The sequence below is a fragment of the Jonesia quinghaiensis DSM 15701 genome (assembly GCF_000423205.1).
Lineage (GTDB): Bacteria > Actinomycetota > Actinomycetes > Actinomycetales > Cellulomonadaceae > Jonesia > Jonesia quinghaiensis.
On record NZ_AUHN01000010.1, the window covers coordinates 145,365 to 164,522 of the forward strand.

Annotated in this window: 14 protein-coding genes; 13 read left to right on the top strand and 1 reads right to left on the bottom strand. The window is 57.2% G+C overall.

The annotated features are described in order from the left end of the window. Window positions 1-66: 66 nt before the first annotated feature. Genes G538_RS17410 through G538_RS16225 form a run of 6 tightly spaced genes read left to right on the top strand, consistent with a single transcriptional unit; the run spans window position 67 to window position 10,264 of the window. Window positions 67-5,157: a TIGR03773 family transporter-associated surface protein gene (locus G538_RS17410; protein WP_029069242.1), complete on the top strand. Its 5,091-nt coding sequence runs from the start codon at window positions 67-69 to the stop codon at window positions 5,155-5,157. After that, a complete protein-coding gene (locus tag G538_RS0110185; RefSeq protein ID WP_029069243.1) occupies window positions 5,157-6,788 on the top strand; it encodes an anchored repeat ABC transporter, substrate-binding protein in 1,632 nt (543 codons plus the stop codon). The genes G538_RS17410 and G538_RS0110185 overlap by 1 nt, the downstream gene beginning before the upstream one ends. A 26-nt stretch (window positions 6,789-6,814) precedes the next feature. Beyond that, the gene (locus tag G538_RS16215; protein ID WP_051196924.1) at window positions 6,815-7,810 is read left to right on the top strand and encodes a choice-of-anchor M domain-containing protein; all 996 of its coding nucleotides are present in this window, start codon (window positions 6,815-6,817) and stop codon (window positions 7,808-7,810) included. Beyond that, window positions 7,807-8,565: an anchored repeat-type ABC transporter ATP-binding subunit gene (locus tag G538_RS0110195; RefSeq protein ID WP_029069244.1), complete on the top strand. Its 759-nt coding sequence runs from the start codon at window positions 7,807-7,809 to the stop codon at window positions 8,563-8,565. Before G538_RS16215 ends, G538_RS0110195 begins: the two co-directional genes overlap by 4 nt. Before the next feature lie 3 nt (window positions 8,566-8,568). Next, window positions 8,569-9,456, top strand: a complete 888-nt coding sequence (locus G538_RS16220) for an anchored repeat-type ABC transporter permease subunit (RefSeq protein WP_245566846.1) — start codon at window positions 8,569-8,571, stop codon at window positions 9,454-9,456. Continuing rightward, window positions 9,449-10,264 (top strand): lytic transglycosylase domain-containing protein, encoded by an 816-nt coding sequence (locus tag G538_RS16225; protein ID WP_051196928.1) that lies wholly within the window; start codon window positions 9,449-9,451, stop codon window positions 10,262-10,264. Before G538_RS16220 ends, G538_RS16225 begins: the two co-directional genes overlap by 8 nt. 24 nt (window positions 10,265-10,288) lie before the next feature. Here G538_RS16225 and G538_RS0110210 read toward each other — a convergent pair whose 3' ends face one another. Further along, on the bottom strand, window positions 10,289-12,205 hold the full coding sequence (locus G538_RS0110210; RefSeq protein ID WP_029069245.1) for a glycoside hydrolase family 15 protein: 1,917 nt from the start codon (window positions 12,203-12,205) through the stop codon (window positions 10,289-10,291). A gap of 135 nt (window positions 12,206-12,340) precedes the next feature. On the opposite strand from G538_RS0110210, the gene G538_RS0110220 reads away from it, so the two are divergent. The 7 genes from G538_RS0110220 to G538_RS0110245 all read left to right on the top strand — a co-directional run bounded on the left by G538_RS0110220 (window position 12,341) and on the right by G538_RS0110245 (window position 19,130). Next, window positions 12,341-13,696 (top strand): glucose-6-phosphate dehydrogenase, encoded by a 1,356-nt coding sequence (locus tag G538_RS0110220; RefSeq protein WP_029069246.1) that lies wholly within the window; start codon window positions 12,341-12,343, stop codon window positions 13,694-13,696. After that, a complete protein-coding gene (locus G538_RS0110225) occupies window positions 13,693-14,817 on the top strand; it encodes a PQQ-dependent sugar dehydrogenase (RefSeq protein WP_029069247.1) in 1,125 nt (374 codons plus the stop codon). The genes G538_RS0110220 and G538_RS0110225 overlap by 4 nt, the downstream gene beginning before the upstream one ends. A 49-nt stretch (window positions 14,818-14,866) precedes the next feature. Continuing rightward, window positions 14,867-15,109, top strand: coding sequence for a hypothetical protein (locus G538_RS17415; protein ID WP_051196930.1), 243 nt, complete (start codon window positions 14,867-14,869; stop codon window positions 15,107-15,109). Next, on the top strand, window positions 15,085-15,333 hold the full coding sequence (locus G538_RS17420) for a GNAT family N-acetyltransferase (protein WP_051196932.1): 249 nt from the start codon (window positions 15,085-15,087) through the stop codon (window positions 15,331-15,333). Before G538_RS17415 ends, G538_RS17420 begins: the two co-directional genes overlap by 25 nt. Window positions 15,334-15,422: 89 nt before the next feature. Continuing rightward, a complete protein-coding gene (locus tag G538_RS0110235; RefSeq protein ID WP_029069248.1) occupies window positions 15,423-15,782 on the top strand; it encodes a PadR family transcriptional regulator in 360 nt (119 codons plus the stop codon). Beyond that, window positions 15,779-16,537 carry a hypothetical protein gene (locus G538_RS0110240; RefSeq protein WP_029069249.1) on the top strand — a complete coding sequence of 253 codons (759 nt, stop codon included), beginning with the start codon at window positions 15,779-15,781 and terminating at the stop codon, window positions 16,535-16,537. Before G538_RS0110235 ends, G538_RS0110240 begins: the two co-directional genes overlap by 4 nt. 157 nt (window positions 16,538-16,694) lie before the next feature. Then, entirely contained in the window at window positions 16,695-19,130 is a 2,436-nt protein-coding gene (locus G538_RS0110245) for a phosphoketolase family protein (protein WP_051196934.1), read from the top strand. Window positions 19,131-19,158: the final 28 nt, after the last annotated feature.

Sequence of the window (19,158 nt, forward strand, 5' to 3'; positions counted from 1 at the left end):
TGCCGGATTCACCGGCACCACCACCCACATTTTTCTCATCTCATCACCTCATTGTGAAAGACGTTCATGGCTCGACACCACCGGCCCCTTGTCAGCGCTGCCCTCACCCTCCTTATCACCTGCGGCTTACTCGCAGCCCCGCCTGACACACCCGCCTACGCCGACTCGCCCCCTGTTATCACCACAGGAAGCTACGTATACGGCACCGTCTTGAACCCCGAGAGCGGGATAAGAGAATTCGCTATCAGGAACTCCACAACGTGGGATACCGTGGCACCGAACACCGTCTTTCACCTGAGTAATTCACACCAATCACTGATCCCCGAGACCGATGACACTGCGTTCCTTGGGGAGGTAGGTAGCAGCTCATGGGTGACATCCGATAATCCAGACCTCGCCGACAGCCTGAATCTCACCTTCTCCCCTGGGTTCGCCTCACGAGCCCTCGAAGGAGGCTCGAGTGCAAGCTTCACCTGGAAGCTCGACAGCGTCCAAGGCCCCGGTGACTACCTGGTATATACCCCCGCATCGGCGCCCAATAGTGTCAGCCCGCACGATGCCGCCCGCCCTTTTCTCGGGACTGGAATCGATCGCAGTGGGACGCCCCGCCCCGCTTCCACGGACCACCCCCGCAACCACTTCCCTACTACCCGCACGCACCGATTTAACGCTCCGGGCATGTACTGCATCACCTACTCACTCACCTATTTACCCGCTGGTGAAACCAGCGAGCAGACCACTACTGGAACAATCAACGTTGCAGTAGGTGATTCAACACCAACAACAGCACCCTGCGGATACCTTGGCAGTGAACCACCTGTTTCTCCACCACCTGCTGATGGTGATGACAACAGCGGTGAGACTGACCCCACTCCTGATCCAGATCCACAGCCAACTGACCCTAGCGACCCAGAACCTCCAGGCGATAGCGCACCAGATGATGGAGAGCCAGGCGATAGTGAAAATCCCGCAGAACCGGATCCAGGCGAAGAACCTGTGTCACCTGACGAACCTATCGATCCCAGCGACCCTCGTCCCACCGACACCGTCGTCATGAGAAGTGGGCACGCCGATGTCCTCTATCCAGTCATCACAACAGAGCAGGGCCGCGAAACACTCGCCCTTCGCTCCCATATCGGGCTCGGTAGTACCTTTGCGGGAAACAATCCCACATTGCCCGCTGATGTCGAACACAGCGATCTGATCATCACTCACACAGATGCCGTTGCCCAGACGCTCCCATCGACGTACACCGACAACAACGACTACTCTTTTCTCGCGCCTGCTGGTTCACGGGTGTGGACCTCGCCTATTACGCAAAATCTGTCAGAGCCGTGGATCGGGTTGTCAACGGAATCTTCCTCGTTGTCGTCCCTTGCCCGCCGTGCTGCAGTTAATTTCCGTGTTGATGCTGTCACCGGAATTGACGGCGATGCACCACCGGGAGATTTTGTCCTGTGGTCACACGCCAACAACGCTGAAGGTGTTATTGCCAGCACCCGCACCTCACTTCCAGGTGCCTGGTCGGTGTCGGTGGGCAGCCACCGCCACTACGCGTGGACTTTTACTGCCCCCGGTGTGTACTGCGTTGCTGTCACCGCTCAAACCCGTACGGCGAGCGGCGCCGTGCTCAGCGACACCCAACAGTTAACCATTGCCGTCGGCGATGACGCTGCGGAAGAGGCTGTTCTGATCGAACCGTGTGGTCGTGTTGTCGATGACCCTCAGGTTCCGACTCCCACACCACGCCCAGGTGGCACAACCCCAGTGACCATCACCTCCGGTTTCATGGATTTGCGACCAACTCTTTCCGGAAACACACTCGACGCGTCACTGCGTTTACACGACCACAGGGGTGCGTCGGCGGGCGTTGAATATGACATTGATGATGTCATTGTGCACCGCACCGTCGGAGTTCACACGCCGTACATTGCATTGCGCGGCAATGTCCCTGACCGGAGTTCACTGCTAGCTGTGACCACAGATTTCACGGGAATCCCGCACACCTCTGAACTTTCAGAGGTCCATTGGTCGCTCGGTGACGTCGAAGGGCCGGGTGGCCTCACCGTCAACGCGTCGTGGAATGGAATCGAAGAGTTATTTTCCCCCGATTCCCCTGGGGCGCACTTTGTGGGAATGCCAGGGTCTCGTGTGGGGCAACAAGCATGGGAAGTCACCCAGCCGGGGCGCTACTGCGTTCCCATGACATTCACTGTGCCTGGCACACCACAACGTTCGGTCACTAAAACCCTCACTCTCGTTGTGGATGGCCCCACTGATCCCGATGATTGGGACTTTGACGCCCAAGGTCGCATTATTCATAACGGCGAGGTGTGGCGAGGGGCTGACCACGGCGCATTAACAACTCCCTGCGCTGCTCAGTCTTCTGAGCCGACAGAACCAACCCCTGACCCTGGCGACCCCACGGAACCAACAGACCCAGGTTCGCCGACGCCTCCTACTGATCCAGTAACGCCGCCAGTATGGAAGGTCAAGAACGGGACAGTGAACAAAGCTGGAGCCATTGTGCTCAACGATGGACACGTTGATCTCGCCTCCCGCGTTATCGCTAACCAACTCGTCACCCACGTCAAGGACTCGGCAACCGCAGCCACGCCTCGATGGCACACTATGGACTCCGTTGTGTTCCAGGTCCTGCCCGATGCGCGGACATCAGTTCCTGCCAGTTCCCAATACCGTTTCCTTGGCCCTGCAGGGGCCCCACTGTGGCTCCTTCCAGAGTCGCAACAAGAAGGCATCTTGTGGCCGGGGTGGTCAACGGAGTCGATCGCACCAGGAGCTATGGGCGGCGACATGACGTGGCGTCTGACGAATGCATCCGGTCCAGGCGAGTTTGCTCTGTTCACATCCAACGCTCAGCAACTTGGCGGCGTCGATATAGCAATGTCTACCCGTGACGGTATTACCGCCAAGGACACCATCACTGTTCCCCCCAATACCCACGCTCACGGCGCATGGGCCTTTACCGCAGAGGGCGCCTATTGTTTAGCTTTCCAACGTTCAGCAACTCTTACGGGAGGTTTGCGGTCAACGGACTCGTTTGTGTTGGCAGTAGCAGTCGGTCGAACTGACGTGACACGCTTGGATCCATCGGGATGCTTTACCACAGTGGACGGACAACCCGGATCTCCAGACACCACACCCATTCCACCGGGAAGTTTGACTGACTCCACCTCGGGCAACGTACGGGTACTCAACGGGACTGCTGGTTTCTCGCCCGGTCAGTTGCTCACCGTACACATTGGTGCACAGCATGCCGGTGAGTGGACATCCGTGTGGCTCGATAGGTCAACGTGGCTTGGCTGGGTTCAGGTGGGAGCAAGCGGCGCTCTTCAGGTTCGTCTGCCAGCAACAGCCAGCGCCGGATCACACACCCTGGCAGTAAAAACTCGCGGTGGTGAACTCATCGGCTGGGACTCTCTCGCCGTCACCAGTGCAAACATCGTGAACCCGCCCAACGATGGTGCGCCACCCGCGGCAGGTAAACCAACCACTCCGAAACCAGGTGCGGTGTGGAACGTACCCAATGGGACCAAAAACTCCGCGGGATCCGTGGTGCTCAATTCTGGGCACGTTGACGTTGCCTCAGTCATCAACGACGGGAGCCTAACAACACGCATCAAAGACTCAACCCGTGGCGGCAAACCCGCGCTCCGATCACCGCGCAGCACCGTTTTACAACTACTACCCGCCACGAAAACTACGGTTCCTCAACTGGCGCCATATGGTTTCTTGGGTAAAAAGGGCGCACCTGTGTGGCAGGTTTCCCACACCCAACGTGACGGCGTACTGTGGCCGGGATGGTCCACCGAAGGCATCGCTGCCTCAGAAACGCAGACAGGCGTAACGTGGGCACTCACGGGGATGGAAGGTCCAGGAGACTTCTTCCTCTACCGCCCATCTCCAACATTAATGGGAGGTGTCGATGTCCTCTTTAACACAGCCAACGGAATCACCTCCGCAGATCAAACAACCATCCCTCAATTAACACACGCCCACGGGTCATGGGCATTCACCCGAGAAGGGCACTATTGCCTATCGATGGAGCGAGTGACACGGCTTGCATCAGGCAAGAAATCATCTGACTCCTTCGTACTATCGGTCGCTGTTGGAACCGCAGATGTCATGCAGTTTGATGCACGTGACTGTTCCGTAGCACCAGAAGTCGCTGGATCAACAGTTACTCCCCCTGCCTCCACTCCAGCAACAGGTGGCGGACAAGCATCACAACAGGTATCTTCCACGTCACCGAACGCACAGTGCGTCGCCAACGCAACAGTGCTGTCACGGGGGCACGCAGATGTAGCTACCAGAATCGTTGGCGGAAAAGCAAAAATACTTATCGGTGACGATTCATCGGGCACCAAGGTGTACCGCAAACCCTCCGACACCGTCATCTGGCTCCGGCCCGAAGGACGCACCGCCATGCCTGCCGGATTCACGAGCATCGCTCCAGCAGGGAAAACAGTCTGGCAAATACCACAAACCCAAAACCCAGCACTCATCTGGCTGGGATGGAACACGGAATCACTCACCAGTTCCTCGGCAGCTTCACCTGTCACCTGGACATTAAACTCCGTGCAAGGCCCCGGTAGTGTCAAAGTGTTCCTTACCGGCCCATTCGGAGGAGTGCAAGATGTCGTCTTCGGTGGCGCTGGAGCACGCTACTCCGTCCCATTGGGAGTACACGCCCACGGGAACTGGGTATTCTCACACGAAGGCATCTACCGCCTCAATATGACACAAACGGTGACTCTACCGGGCGGAGGCCAATCCAGCGGCACTGCCGAAATCGTCCTCGCAGTTGGGGACGTTGACCCGGCAAGTGCAGTAAAGAACTCTTCTGGGTGCGGTGTAGTCAGCCAAGCATCACTCACCTCCAAGGACGACCCAGAGCTCGAAGAACAAGCAGCTGAGCAAGCATTTGTCGACGCACAGCAGGCTGCAATCTCAGTCCTCCCTGGCGAAAGTACGCTTGGCACTGATGCAGAACCCTTGACGGGCGACACTCAGCGGGCACAGCTGTTATGGCGCATACTCGGTGGATTATTGCTCGGCGCAGGTGTGGGAACGGGCCTTGTATGGTGGCGCCGCCCCGAACTATTCAGCGGCCTCCTGCGTGGTGGCGCATCGTGATGCATGCAAACCAGCACGGTGGTGTGCGCAATCAGGTCGCGACGCACACCACCGTGCGCCTATGCGCTGTACTCTTATGCGTCGCGTTGGGACTAGGAATCTCAGCTCCCACCACACGCACGAACAGCGGGACAACACCTGACGCAAAAACCACACCCGTGATTGTCACAACGACACCGTTGCTCGCTGACATCGTGCGCAACATTGGTGGGGACAACGTGGACGTCACATCTCTCGTGCCGCTAGGAGGTGATCCAGAAAAATACGAGCCCACACTACGCGATGCACGCTACATCACAACGGCAGACCTCACCCTGTCTCACTACCCGCTTTTCGAGAATGCAGCACTGCTCAGGGCCGTTAACCCATCAGGCACTGACGCTCCTCGCCATGTCAGCGTGACTCAAGAACTTGTGCGGTACTCCGCACGGTTCATCACTCGAATCGAAGATCCCACACTTGATGCCGTGTGGCTAGGGTTCTCCTCACCCACCCGTGACACAGCATCACCTGACGAAGCGCGCCAGTGGATATCTGTGACCAACGTTAACGGCCCCGGCCACCTGGTGGGATACGTCAGAGGCGCACTAGGAACAGCCACTGTGCTGTTCAGTTCCCTCGACGGATTCGACGAAGCAACCGGGTTCGAGGCTGACACCCTTGCCGTGCCTCCAGGAGCACACCATCACGTGTCGTGGATATTCACTGAACCAGGAATCTATGAGGTCGAATTACGAGCCCAACACAGTAAAAACAAAACCGCGCGTCCAGACACCGTAGGGCAAGCAACACTCGTCCTGGCCGTAGGTGTCCCCGCCCACGACGCCCCCAACCAACGTACCCCGATCTCTGGCGGCCACGCTGACATCAGCGTGGGAGAAACTGGCCAAGGTCTTGTCCTTGCAGTCGCCGACGAAGAAGACGCAGGGCACGACCACACCGACCACAGTCATGCATCAATGTCCTTAGACGATGTCGTCATTACTGTGCCACCCCACACACTCACACCCGCTGACATCCAGACTGATTCAGGCGATCTTTTCCCACCAGGAACCTCGGTGTATCAGTTACCCCAAGCAGTACTCGGCCGAAGCATTCACGGTGAAATCGACCCAGCACTCTGGCTTGACCCCACCAATGTTGTTGCGCTCGCAAGCCTGGTCTGTGACGAACTAGTGCGTCTCGACCCATCTGGTTCTGCGGAATATCACTCAGCATTGGAGCTGTACAGTCACAAAATTCACCGTACTGACCGCTATGCCTCTGCACGGATGTCGAGCATCGCAGATTCCGACCGCTACCTGGTTACCGAGTTTGATTCCGTGCGTTACCTCGCAGGAGCATACAACCTCACTATTGCGGGAACGGCAGTTCCCCGCCGGGGTATCGATCCATCGTTGACGCATCGACGTTCTGTTTTGCAGTCCATTACTGGGCACACAGTGCGTGCAGTGTTCGCCGAAGAGGACCCACTTGGTGGGGAGTCTCTCCTCACTGATATTGCCCGGCAAACTGACACCCGTGTTTGCCACCTCGTTACTGGTGCTGGCCTGACGAGGGACCACCCAACGATTCTTGACGCTATGACGTACAACGCTGACACCATTGCTCGCTGCCTAGCCGATCAATGACCTACCCACACCAAGGCTCTCTACCGATGACACTTCTTTCTTTCTCTCGACTACTCGTGACTTTTACAACGGCCGGTGCTCTCGCCGTATGTAGTTCTGCAGGCGCATTTGCCGCGTCAGATGATTCAGATCTCGAACAAACACTTGATCCTGATGCGCAAGTCGTCGCTGATCAACGAGTTATTGACACAGGCCACGTTGACCTTGGCCCCCGTTTTGTTGACGGTGAGTGGCAACTTCTGATCCATGATGATGTTGCTCGTAGTGACGCTGATGCTCAGAGCGTGTGGAGACCACTGAACAACACTGTTTTGTCGTTAACCGATGCTGCTACAGAATCTGTGCCCGATGACCCCACCTACAGCTTCCTGGGAAAGGACGCGGGAGAGCCCGTGTGGATATCACCGCAAACTCAAAAACCTGGTGTTGTGTGGATCGGTTGGAACACCCAAGACCCTGCGGTCATGGAACGCATTGATCGGGGTATCACCTTGTCCTTGCGGGACGTTTCAGGCCCTGGCGCGCTGAGCGTGTATCTGCAATCAGGCTCATCGTCGGCCCCACAGATCCTGTGGGACTCACGCAATGCGACTCCACAACCAGTGTGGGTTGATGTCAATACTCACACGCACGCCAACTGGGTATTCACGGAACCAGGTGTGTATCTGGTGACGTTGGAAGCCCAGGCCACTCTTCTCGATGGGTCGACAGTGAGCGATGTTGACACACTTCGCTTAACGGTCGGCGAAGGTGGCGACACTCAAGAAGCTTTTTCCGCACAAGTAACTGACGTGTCCCCCAGTGAACCCACGACGGCGGCAACAGACACCGCAGCGTCACCTGCGGTGACAAACTCCGGTCTGTCACGTGAGGAACAGATCCTCATTATTGCTATTGGTGTCACCAGTGTCGCTTTGATCAGTGGGTTTTTTGTTGTGATGATGCGTAGCAGGCGAGCCAGGCACACCGCTTTGGCGTCAACGACTACTGATGCACCACACGAAAAAGGTGCCACCTCATGACCACTGGAACTGCTGCGCTCACAGTCAATAATGTCAGTGTTGATCTCGCAGGGCGTCGCGTGTTGGATCAGGTTTCCTTCTCGTTGACTCCAGGGACTTTCGCAGCGCTTCTCGGTCCAAACGGTGCAGGGAAAACCACTCTGCTTCGCACGCTATTGGGTTTGCTGCGACAGCGCCAGGGCACAATAGATGTCCTTGGTCAGCCAATACGCCGTGGAAAGTCTCCACTTGCATACGTTCCTCAGCGGCATGAGTTTGACTGGAATTTCCCGGTGAGTGTCGCTGACACCGTCAGCACTGGACTTGTTGGCTCTCTTGGCATGTTCAAACGCCCTGCCGCCCAGCACTGGTTAGCTGTGCGTGAAGCACTGAGCGACGTCGGGATGCTGGACTTAGCAAACAGGCCTGTTGCTCAGTTGTCTGGCGGGCAACGTCAACGAGTCCTTGTTGCTCGAGCGCTCGTACAACGCCCGCAAGTCCTCCTCCTTGATGAACCATTTACCGGTTTAGATATGCCAGCTCAAGAACAACTCATGGATCTCTTTAGCGCTCAATCCCATCGAGGAACAACCCTGCTCATGACAACCCATGACATCCCGGGAGCGCTTGATGCGTGCGATGTCATCATCTTGCTCCGCACCTCCATCATCGCTCAAGGGAACCCCCTCGACATCGCAGCTGATACGGCAGCGTGGACAACAACATTCGATGTCCGTGACGGCTCTGCGTTTCTGCGGCAACTGCAGGTGGTTTAAGTGGTGATCGTCGAGTTTCTTCAGGACGTTTTCACCCCTGAATTTGCGTTTCTCCGCAGGGCGTTACTGGTGGCCATGATGTCTGGGGTCGTATGTGCTGTGGTCGGCACCTACGTGACACTTCGTGGCATGGCTTTTATGGGTGATGCCTTAGCGCACTCTGTCCTGCCAGGGATTGCTGTGGCATTTATTCTGTCGGGGAATATGGTGTTCGGCGGATTGGTCGCTGGAGTTCTTACTGCGGTACTCATTGCTGTGGTTTCCATGCACCCTAGGCTCCGTGAAGACACTGTCATCGGTGTACTTTTTGTTGCGATGTTCGCGCTAGGAGTGGTGATAATTGCTCGCTCCCCTGGGTATTCAGGCCAGATCAGCAGCCTGCTGTTAGGGTCGCTGGCGGGCGTCTCTCCGCGCGATGTGTGGATGACAGCAGCCACATCAGTCATCATCTTGGCCATCATCACGCTCTTTCATCGTGGCTTCGTGGTGGTGAGCCTTGATCGTGAAACTGCCCACGCACTGGGGCTTCGGGTGCGATGGATTGACTTGGTACTGTACGTTCTGGTTAGTCTCGCAGTCGTGGCAAGCATTCGTAGCATCGGGAATGTCCTTGTATTGGCACTTCTCATCACGCCGGCTGCCACTGCCCGCATGATCACGCAGCGCCTGTCGGTCATGATGGTGCTCGCACCTTTTATCGCAATGTTCTCCGCAGTTTCTGGCGTCTTCATTTCGTGGACGTGGGATCTTCCCACCGGCGCTGCCATTGTCCTCGTAGCGTCAGCTCTTTTCGCCGTCACGTGGTTAAGCACTATGTCTCCACTACACCGCCGCAGCACGCAACGACCAGAATCCTCATCGCCCGCTCTTCAGGGAACCAGTCATGCCTAACCATCGACGTGTCATATTCTTTTCCGTCATCACTGCGCTATGTGTGACAGGTGTCGGGGCCCTCATTCAACCACATAGAGATTCCACCCCCTTCAGCGGCGATGTTCCCTCAACTGGAACTTCTGACCACTCGCCCACCCCACCTCACGATGCCTCCCTTAGCCAGCCAGCACCGGCATCTGCGTCAGTAGCTGGTCAGGAAAATCCGCCTGTGCAGTTTGGCGGAGAAACGACGTTAGGAGACCTCGTAGAACCACAGTGGGTGAGCGCCGTCTCCACTGCCACAGGCATACCACCCCTCGCTCTGACTGCGTACGCCGGGGCGAGCATCGCACAAGCTCAAACCACCCCTCAGTGCAACCTTGGTTGGAACACGCTTGCCGGAATTGGGGAGGTGGAATCTCACCACGGAACTATTAACGAATCGCTCCTCGATGAGTCCGGCACTGCGACACCACCCATCATTGGGGTTGCTCTCAACGGTGACGGTGTAGCGGCTATCCCTGACACTGATGCTGGGCAGGTTGACGGCGATACCCAATGGGACCGCGCAGTGGGCCCCATGCAATTTATCCCCCAAACGTGGGCCACTTTCGCGCAGGACGGCAACGGTGATGGTGTCCAAGACCCGCAGAACATCTATGATGCCGCGCTTGCCGCGGCGGCATATCTGTGTAGTACTGGAGGCGATTTGAGGGAATCTGACCAGTGGATCGCAGCAGTGAACACCTACAACAACGATGTTCAATACAACAATGATGTGGCCAGTGCAGCGAACAGGTACGCACAAGCGGCAACTACCCAGTAGCGCCGTCGTCCGCGCAGGGTATCGCTAGGTGTGAACTGGCTTATCAGTGGCTTGTGCTTTCTGCCTGGCCACCGCATCCACGGCTCGGACAAAACCTATGTGACTGAACGCTTGAGGGAAATTGCCAGCTAGTCGCTTCGACGTTGAGTCGTATTCTTCGCTGAACAACCCTAAATCGCTTGCGCACTCAGCAAGACGATTGAGGAGGTTTTCGGCGTCAGAAAGGCGCCCTGAGTGTGCATACTGTTCGACCAGCCAGAAAGAACAGATCATGAAGGAATATTCTTCGCCTTCTAACCCGTCGATACCAGAGTCAGTCCGGTACCGATGCACAAACCCCGCTTCGTCAAGGAGGTCTTGCTCAATTTTGCGAACGGTACCAAGCATCCGTTCGTCATCAGCGCTCACCACCCCGGTGACGGGCAGGTGAAGGAGTGAGGCATCTACTTCGGTGTTGTTATACGTCTGGGTGAATGCGCCAAGTTCTGCATTGAATCCCCGGCTCAACACTTCATCACGCAGTTGGTCGCGCAGGGTTCGCCATTGTTCAAAGGGGCCCGGTAGGCCATGCTGTTCAATGGCGCGCACCCCTTGGTCGAATGCCGCGAACATCATGGCCCGGCCGTGGGTGAACCAGTCTTCGGGCCCGCGCATCTCCCAAATTCCGTGGTCTGCGCGGTCAAAGTTGTGTTCCGCGAAGGTCAACAAATTGCGTTGCAGTGTCCAGGAGTATTCGTCTTCTTCAACGCCGGCGTCACGTAATGCTGCGAGCGCAAGCATGACTTCCCCAACGACGTCCGCTTGGTATTGGTTGACTGCGCCGTTTCCGATGCGTACGGGGCGTGATGCTTCGTAGCCTGCTAGGTGGTGGAGTTCTTCTTCTGGTAGGTGTCGTTCACCTGCGATGCCGTACATGATTTGGGTGTCGTCGGGGTCTCCTGCGACGGCTCGCAGGAGCCAGTTTCGCCAGTGGAGTGCACCTTGGGCGAAGTTGTGGGCGATGAGTACTTCAATGGTGAGTGCGGCATCTCGTAGCCAGGTGTAGCGGTAGTCCCAGTTGCGTGAGCCGCCGAATTCTTCGGGTAGTGAGGTGGTGGGGGCGGCAACTATTCCGCCGGTTTCTTGGTCGGTGAGTGCGCGGAGTACAAGCAGGGAACGCATGACAGCTTCGTCATAGGTGTCTTCAGCATCAACGTGTGCGGCCCAGTCGTGCCAAAAGGTGATGGTGTCTTTTTTGGCGTCTTCTGGTGCTGGGGTCACTGGTAGGGCGTAGTGGGAGGGGAGGTAAGTGAGTGTCCACCCTTGCGTTTCGCCTTCGTTGAGGGTGAGGTTGAGGGCGAGGCGGTCTGCGATTGCCCCGTGGTAGTCGACGAGTTTGTCGCAGTCGGCTTCTGTGTTAGTGGTGGGGGCCGTGTCGTGGTGGAGCGCCTGCCAGGTGTCGTCGATGCGCATGGCGGGTCCGGTGAGCAGGAGTGCATCTGGCCCCGCAACTGAGAGTAGTGCTTGTGTGTCATCTGGGCAGGTGACAGTCCGGGTCCAGGGTTTTGCTCTGTTGTAGTCAAACCGGATGCGGAGGTCGTGCGAGAGAGTGATAGTGCCTTCAAGGCAGGTGACGTGGCGGACTAGAGAGTTTGTTGCCGTGTCGGTGGGGAGGAAATCGGTGACGAGTGCGCGCCCTGTGTCGCTTTCCCAGTATGTTTCCAGCACGAATGTGTCGTGGTGGTACTGCCGGTGTGTGACGGTAGCGTCGTCTATGGATAGTTTCCATCGCCCGTCTTCTGGTTCCCCCAAAAGCGCGGAGAATACGGCGGGCGAGTCGAACCGAGGTAAGCATAACCAGTCGATTGATCCGTCCCGTGAGACGAGCGGGCCTGTTTTGAGGTCAGATAGTAAAGCGTAATCTTCGAGGGGCGTTGAGCGGGGGTGGCGGTGGTCTCCCATCACTCCAGTCAACCAAGGGATGGGAGTTTTCGCACCTCAGAGCGCAGGAGGAACATGTCTGTGGTGTTGGAGGTGTGAGGTACGGGGTGCTCTTCACACTGCGTCGTGGTGGTATGCCAGATAGGGTGGCGTGGCATGGAGTCCATCGAAAATCTTGTCATTCTTGGAGCTGGTAGCGACGTGACGTCCCGGCTTCTTTTACCTGGTCTGGGGTCTTTGCTTGTTCAAGAGCCTCACCGGCGTATTCGCCTTGTGGGGTTGTCTCGTCATAGTGATTTGCCGTGGCGTGAGACTGTTCGTGATGCTTTTGATGCTGTCGAAGCTGGAGGGCCAGCGGTTGATGATGCGATTGCGCGCGCGGAGCATCGTGAAGTTGATGCTACTGATGGCGAAGCTTTAAGCGCTGTTCTCCAGGAGCTTGATGGTGCTAGTGCCTTGTATTTTGCGCTACCTCCCGCTGTGACAGAGCGCGCGTTGGAGGCTCTTGCTGGTGTTGGGGTCCCCGAGGGAACGGTCCTTGCCTTGGAGAAACCTATTGGTGATGACCTGGAATCCGCGCAACGGTTGGGTGTATTGGCAGCTCAGGTGGTTCCAGCATCGTCGATTTTCCGTGTTGATCACTTCCTTGGGTTACCTCCGGTCTTGAACTTTTTGGGCCTTCGCTTTGCGAATCGTTGGCTGGAACCGCTCTTGAACCGTGAGCATGTGGAACGCATCGACGTGACGTACGACGAGTCGTTGGGGTTGGAAGGGCGAGCTGACTTTTACGACTCCACCGGTGCGTTGCGTGACATGATTCAATCCCACCTGATGCAGGTGCTGGGGATTGTCATGATGGAACCTCCTTCATCGTTTGACCAGGTGGAGATCCCAGCGCTCATTGCCCACGTGTTGCGTGCCACCCATGTGTGGGATGCGCAGGGCAGCACACCTGTACTGCGCGGTTGTTACACCGCAGGGGTGATTGACGGCAAGCAGATGCCTGCCTACCGCGATGAGGAGGGGGTAGACCCCGGCCGGGAGACGGAAACGTTCGCCCAGGTCACCCTTGAAGTTGATACGTGGCGATGGAATGGTGTGCCAGTAACTCTGCGTTCGGGCAAAGCCATTGGTAGCCCCCGTCAAGAGATAGCAATAACGTTCCGTCGCCCGCCACACACCTACCGTCAGTTCCCTCATGATGGAGACGTTGCGCCAAGCGTGTTGCGTATCGGGTTGGGGCATGAGCACGTGTCGTTTGAGGTGAACGCGGGTGGGCCGTTTGATTCGCGCGGCATGACCCGCGCAACGATGTCCTCAACGATGCCACAACCGGGGTTGACCGCTTACGGTGTTGTTGCCCGCGGTGTGTTGGACCGCGACCCTACCTTCTTCGTGCGCCAAGATGCCGCTGAGGATGCGTGGCGAATTACTGAAGATGTCCTTGCCCTGTACAACAGCGACGATGTTCCCCTTCATGATTACCCTGCAGGAAGTGACGGTCCACCATGACGATTCCACGTACCCTCACTGTTCTCGTTCTCGCTAGTGCGTTAGGAGCGTCGTGTTCCTCTGGTGCGCAAAACCCTGACGCTCCTGTTGATGACACCGCACAAAGCGACCTTGCTGGCGGCGTCGACCGCCAGGACCCGGACGACACCTTTGTGGTGCCCACGGAAAACTATGAGCCGGTTGCGGAGTCTTTGGATTCTCCGTGGTCACTGACGTGGTGGGGTGACACTGGCGTGGTGAGTAGCCGTGACACTGCTGAGATTCTTGAGGTGCTGCCTGACGGGTCGACACGGGTGATGGGAATTGTTGATGGTGTTGTCCATGGCGGGGAAGGTGGGCTACTTGGGCTTGCGGTTAGCCCCGGCAAGCAGCTATTTGCTTATTCCACGGGGCAAGAGGGGAACCGTGTGGACCGGTTCATCGTCGAGGGGGAAGCGGGTTCGCTCAGCATCGTGCACGACGCCGTCATTGTTGACCAGATCCCTGCTGGGCGGACGCACAACGGCGGGCGGATCGCCTTTGGACCAGATGACATGTTGTATGTTGCCACGGGCGACGCGGGCAATCCTGATACCGCACAAGACCCTGCCTCGTTAGCGGGGAAGATTCTGCGTATGACGGTGGATGGTGAACCTGCTCCTGACAACCCAGAACCAGATTCTTTGGTTTATTCCCTGGGGCACCGCAATGTTCAAGGCATCACGTGGGCACAGGATGGCACCATGTTTGCTACGGAATTTGGGCAAAGCACGTGGGATGAACTCAATGAGATCACACCGGGTGGGAACTACGGCTGGCCGCAGGTTGAGGGCATAGCTCAAGAAGAGGGGTTTATTGATCCCGTTCAGCAGTGGGAGCCGGCTGATGCGAGCCCAAGTGGTGTGGCCTACGCAGATGGTTCCCTCCTCATCGCGAACCTTCGCGGACAACGGTTAACTGTTGTCCCGGTGGACTCTCTTGGTGACTCATCAGAATTTTTTGTTGGTGAGTTCGGTAGGTTACGTGACGTTGTCGCTACTCCTGATGGTGGTGTGTGGCTGATGACAAACAATACTGATGGGCGGGGTAATCCTGGTGACGGTGATGACAGGATTCTTGAACTATCCCTGTCAACGCCTTAGCGAACCTGTGCATCACTGCGCAGGTTCCCCATTCAATGGCCCCTTGAGCATGGAAAACATGTTGCAGTACCTGTACCTCAACTATTTAGCTCTCCCCGCAGGTGAAGTGTGGGTCAGTGATGACCTTTCGGGTGTTGTTGCCCTGGTGCCACCAAACGCTGGCGACAGTGTGCCACCCGCGATCTGGAATGAAATTACGCAGACGCATGGAACACATGCGGAGCGGGTGCACTCCGTGGAACTGCCGACCTGCCCTGACCCCAGCGCATGGTCATTGGCTACTTTGGGGTAGCGCGTCACCGCCAGGGGCGGGGAGTTGGTCAGGCTTTGCTTCACCACGCCTTGGCTGTTTTTGATGTCGAGGTGGGAGCTGCTATTCACTGCGAAACCTCGGATGCTCGCAATGTCACGCTCTATGAGCGGCACGGGTGGAACACCACTGACACCACCTACATTCCCGATGGCCCCACGGTGTGGTCGATGCTTCGCCGTGTTGGCGGTGGCTCCCGCAGGTAATGTTCCCACTTGGTGGCTCGTCATGGGTATGACGGGACACCATCCTTTAGTAGGTAGGCAACCTATCTAGTGCGGCGTACGATCTAGGTATGGAAGAACCCACGCGGCCAACTGAATGGACACGAGCCACACTCGTGCTATGCACACTCAGTTCGTTGCAAGACGGACCAACCTACGGTTACGACATCGCAGCCCACCTTGCGCGCGCTCAACTTGGCACAGTCAAAGGTGGCACCCTCTACCCCCTCCTCAACCGCCTTGAAGCTCAGGGGTTAGTTCACGCCGAGTGGCGTGCAGGGTCAGGAGGCCCGGGGCGCAAATACTACGAGCTGACCGTTGCCGGACTCACAGAACTCGACCGGCTCCGTGACGCATGGCGCCAACACAGCAGCAATGTCACAGATTTTGTGTACCGGCTCCCCCACACCACTCAGGAGACCTCCTCATGACCAAAGCCACTAAAGGTTCCCAAAAATTCGCTCTAGAACAAGAACTTGCCCCCAACACCGACCCGCACTGGGCTGAAGAATTTATCCTCACCCTACGACTTGATGGGGTCAGTGGAACGCACATCGGCGATGCGCTTGCCGTCGTTGACTCACACTGCGCAGACAGCGCTGAACACCCGCAAGAAACCTTCGGCTCAGCCCGCACCTACGCACGTTCCTTGGAACTACCCACAGACCCAGACCAAGGACTCAAAGGCGTTTTGACAGCTTTGGCTCCCACCGGGGTGCAACTAGCTGGCATGGCTCTCACGCTGACATCCTGGACAGCACACCTTGAAGGCAATCCCTTCACTCTCGGTTGGGGCGCCCTGTTAGTGTCAGTGTGCTTCCTCACCACAGTCAGTGCTGGATATCGGTATCTCGGTTGGATTCTCAAACACCCCTGGCTCACTGGCGCGCTCTTCAGCCTGACCCTAGGAATAGGTGTCGTCGGTTCACTCTGGCTTGATGCACGCGAGACCTCTGCCCTGATAACTCTCCCAGCACTCCCCTGCACCATCGTTGGGGTCGCCATGTTGATCATAGGGACCACCCTCGAGGTGTTAGACGCGAGAATAGGCACCACGGAGAACCCGATTGTTCAGCCACTTGTCTCCGCGGAACGACGCACAGTTGATTGGCGCGCTGTAGCCAGAGCATTTCTGGTTCCGGTCGGAACGATTGTGCTGGCAATAGTCCCTGTACTGATGTCCTAGGCCCCGAACCCACGCGTCACAGCAAGCGTTCAACGGCCACGTGCACCCGAGTCATCCCACGTCCTGGGCTGTTAGCCCTAGAGGAGGCTCCACAATTCCGATAGGTTCATAAGTGGCGGGGATCACCTCCCCCGATGCCTACTTGAAGGAGTCACCGATGACTGCTGTCTCAGACGAGACCCTCACCATCATCGATCGGTGGTGGCGCACAGCCAACTACCTGTCCGTGGGGCAAATTTACCTGCTCAACAATCCGCTTCTGCGTACTCCTCTGAGCCGCGATGATGTGAAGCCGCGCCTCTTAGGCCACTGGGGCACCACGCCCGGCCTCACTTTCTTGTACGCCCACCTCAACCGGGTCATCAAAGAACGCCAGCAATCCACCCTCTACATCACCGGCCCCGGACACGGTGGCCCTGGCCTAGTCGCTGGCGCATACCTCGACGGCACCTACACCGAGATCTATTCGGACATCACCGAAGACGCGGAGGGCCTACAAAAGCTCTTCAAGCAATTCTCCTTCCCCGGAGGCATCCCCTCACACGTAGCACCTGAGACACCCGGCTCCATCCACGAAGGTGGAGAACTCGGCTACGCTCTCTCGCACGCATACGGTGCAGCGTTCGACAACCCTGACCTACTTGTTGCTGCCGTTGTGGGTGATGGTGAAGCCGAAACTGGTCCACTAGCAACCAGTTGGCACTCCAACAAGTTCATCAACCCCGCAACCGATGGCACCGTTCTGCCGATTCTGCACCTCAACGGGTACAAAATCGCAAACCCCACCCTGCTTGACCGCATCCCTCACGAGGAACTAGAAGCCCTCATGGTCGGCTACGGTCACAAGCCGCACTTCTTCGAAGCCGGGTATGACGAAAGCGAAGAGCCTGCATCTTTCCACCGCAGGTTCGCAGAACTCCTCGACACTGTCCTCGACGAAATCGACGCCATCAAAAAGCGCGCTGCAGAAGGCGATGAATCACGGCCAAAGTGGCCCATGATCGTGTTCCGCACCCCCAAAGGCTGGACCGGCCCCGCAACCATTGACGGCAAAAAAACCACTGGTTCATGGCGCGCACACCAAGTTCCCTTGGCCAGCGCTCGGGACACTGAAGAACACCTTCAGGACCTCAACACGTGGTTGCAAAGCTACCGGCCCAACGAACTGTTCACCGAGGACGGACAGGTGGCGGAAGACATTCTCTCGTTAACTCCTCCAGGCACACTACGCATGAGTGCAAACCCACACGCCAACGGTGGGGTACTGCTGAAAGAGTTGCGACTGCCACCCATCGAAGACTTCGCTGTTGATGTCCCGACACCGGCATCAACAATCTCTGAAGCACCTCGCGTACTCGGTTCCTATCTCACTGAGGTGATTCGCCGAAACCCCGAGAACTTCAGAATCTTTGGACCGGACGAAACCGCGTCGAACCGCCTGCAAGGGGTCTATGACGTCACCGATAAACAGTGGAACGCGGACTTCTTTGGCCCCGAGGTCGACGAACACATGGCCCGCAAAGGCCGTGTGGTGGAAATGCTCTCAGAACACCAGTGCCAAGGCTGGTTGGAGGGATACCTTCTGACAGGCCGTCATGGGCTGATGACATCCTACGAGGCGTTTATCCACATCGTTGATTCCATGTTTAACCAGCACGCCAAGTGGCTGAAGGTTACCAACCACATTCCATGGCGCCAACCCATTCCTTCGCTGAACTACCTGCTGTCTTCACACGTGTGGCGCCAAGACCACAACGGGTTCTCCCACCAAGACCCCGGGTTCATCGACCACGTGGTGAACAAAAAAGCTGAGGTTGTGCGGGTCTACCTGCCTGCCGATGCCAACACCCTCCTGGCAACCTACGAGCACTGCTTACAATCACGCCAATACGTGAATGTTGTGGTCGCTGGTAAGCAACCCGCACCGAACTTCCTCTCCATGGACCAAGCTAAAGCTCACTGTGAGCGCGGTCTGGGCATTTGGGAGTGGGCTGGCACCGAAACCCCAGGCGAAGACCCTGATGTGGTGTTGGCTTGTGCTGGTGACGTGCCCACGTTAGAGGTGCTGGCTGCTGCGGATATTTTGCGGCGGGAACTGCCAGACCTCAAGGTACGCGTGGTCAATGTTGTTGATTTGATGCGCTTGCAGGACGAGAAAGAGCACCCACACGGGTTGAATGACCGTGACTTTGACACGATCTTCACTCGCAATAAGCCGGTTATTTTTGCGTACCACGGTTACCCCTGGTTGATTCACCGGTTGACGTACCGGCGCAAGGGGCACGAGAACATTCACGTGCGTGGGTACAAAGAAGAGGGCACCACCACGACGCCATTTGACATGGTGATGCTCAATGATCTTGACCGGTTCCACTTGGTGATTGATGTCATTGACCGCGTGAAGCACTTGGGTTCAACGCATGCTGGTCTTCGCCAGAAGATGGAAGACGAGCGAATTCGCGCCCGTGCTTACACCCGCGAGCACGGTCAGGATTTGCCTGAGGTCCGTGACTGGGTGTGGCCAGATGCTGCGAACCAAGCTGACGGCGACAAGGTCCAGGCAACTCTCGACACCGGTGGTGACAACGAGTAGTTTCCCCGAGTAATTCTTGCGCGAAAGG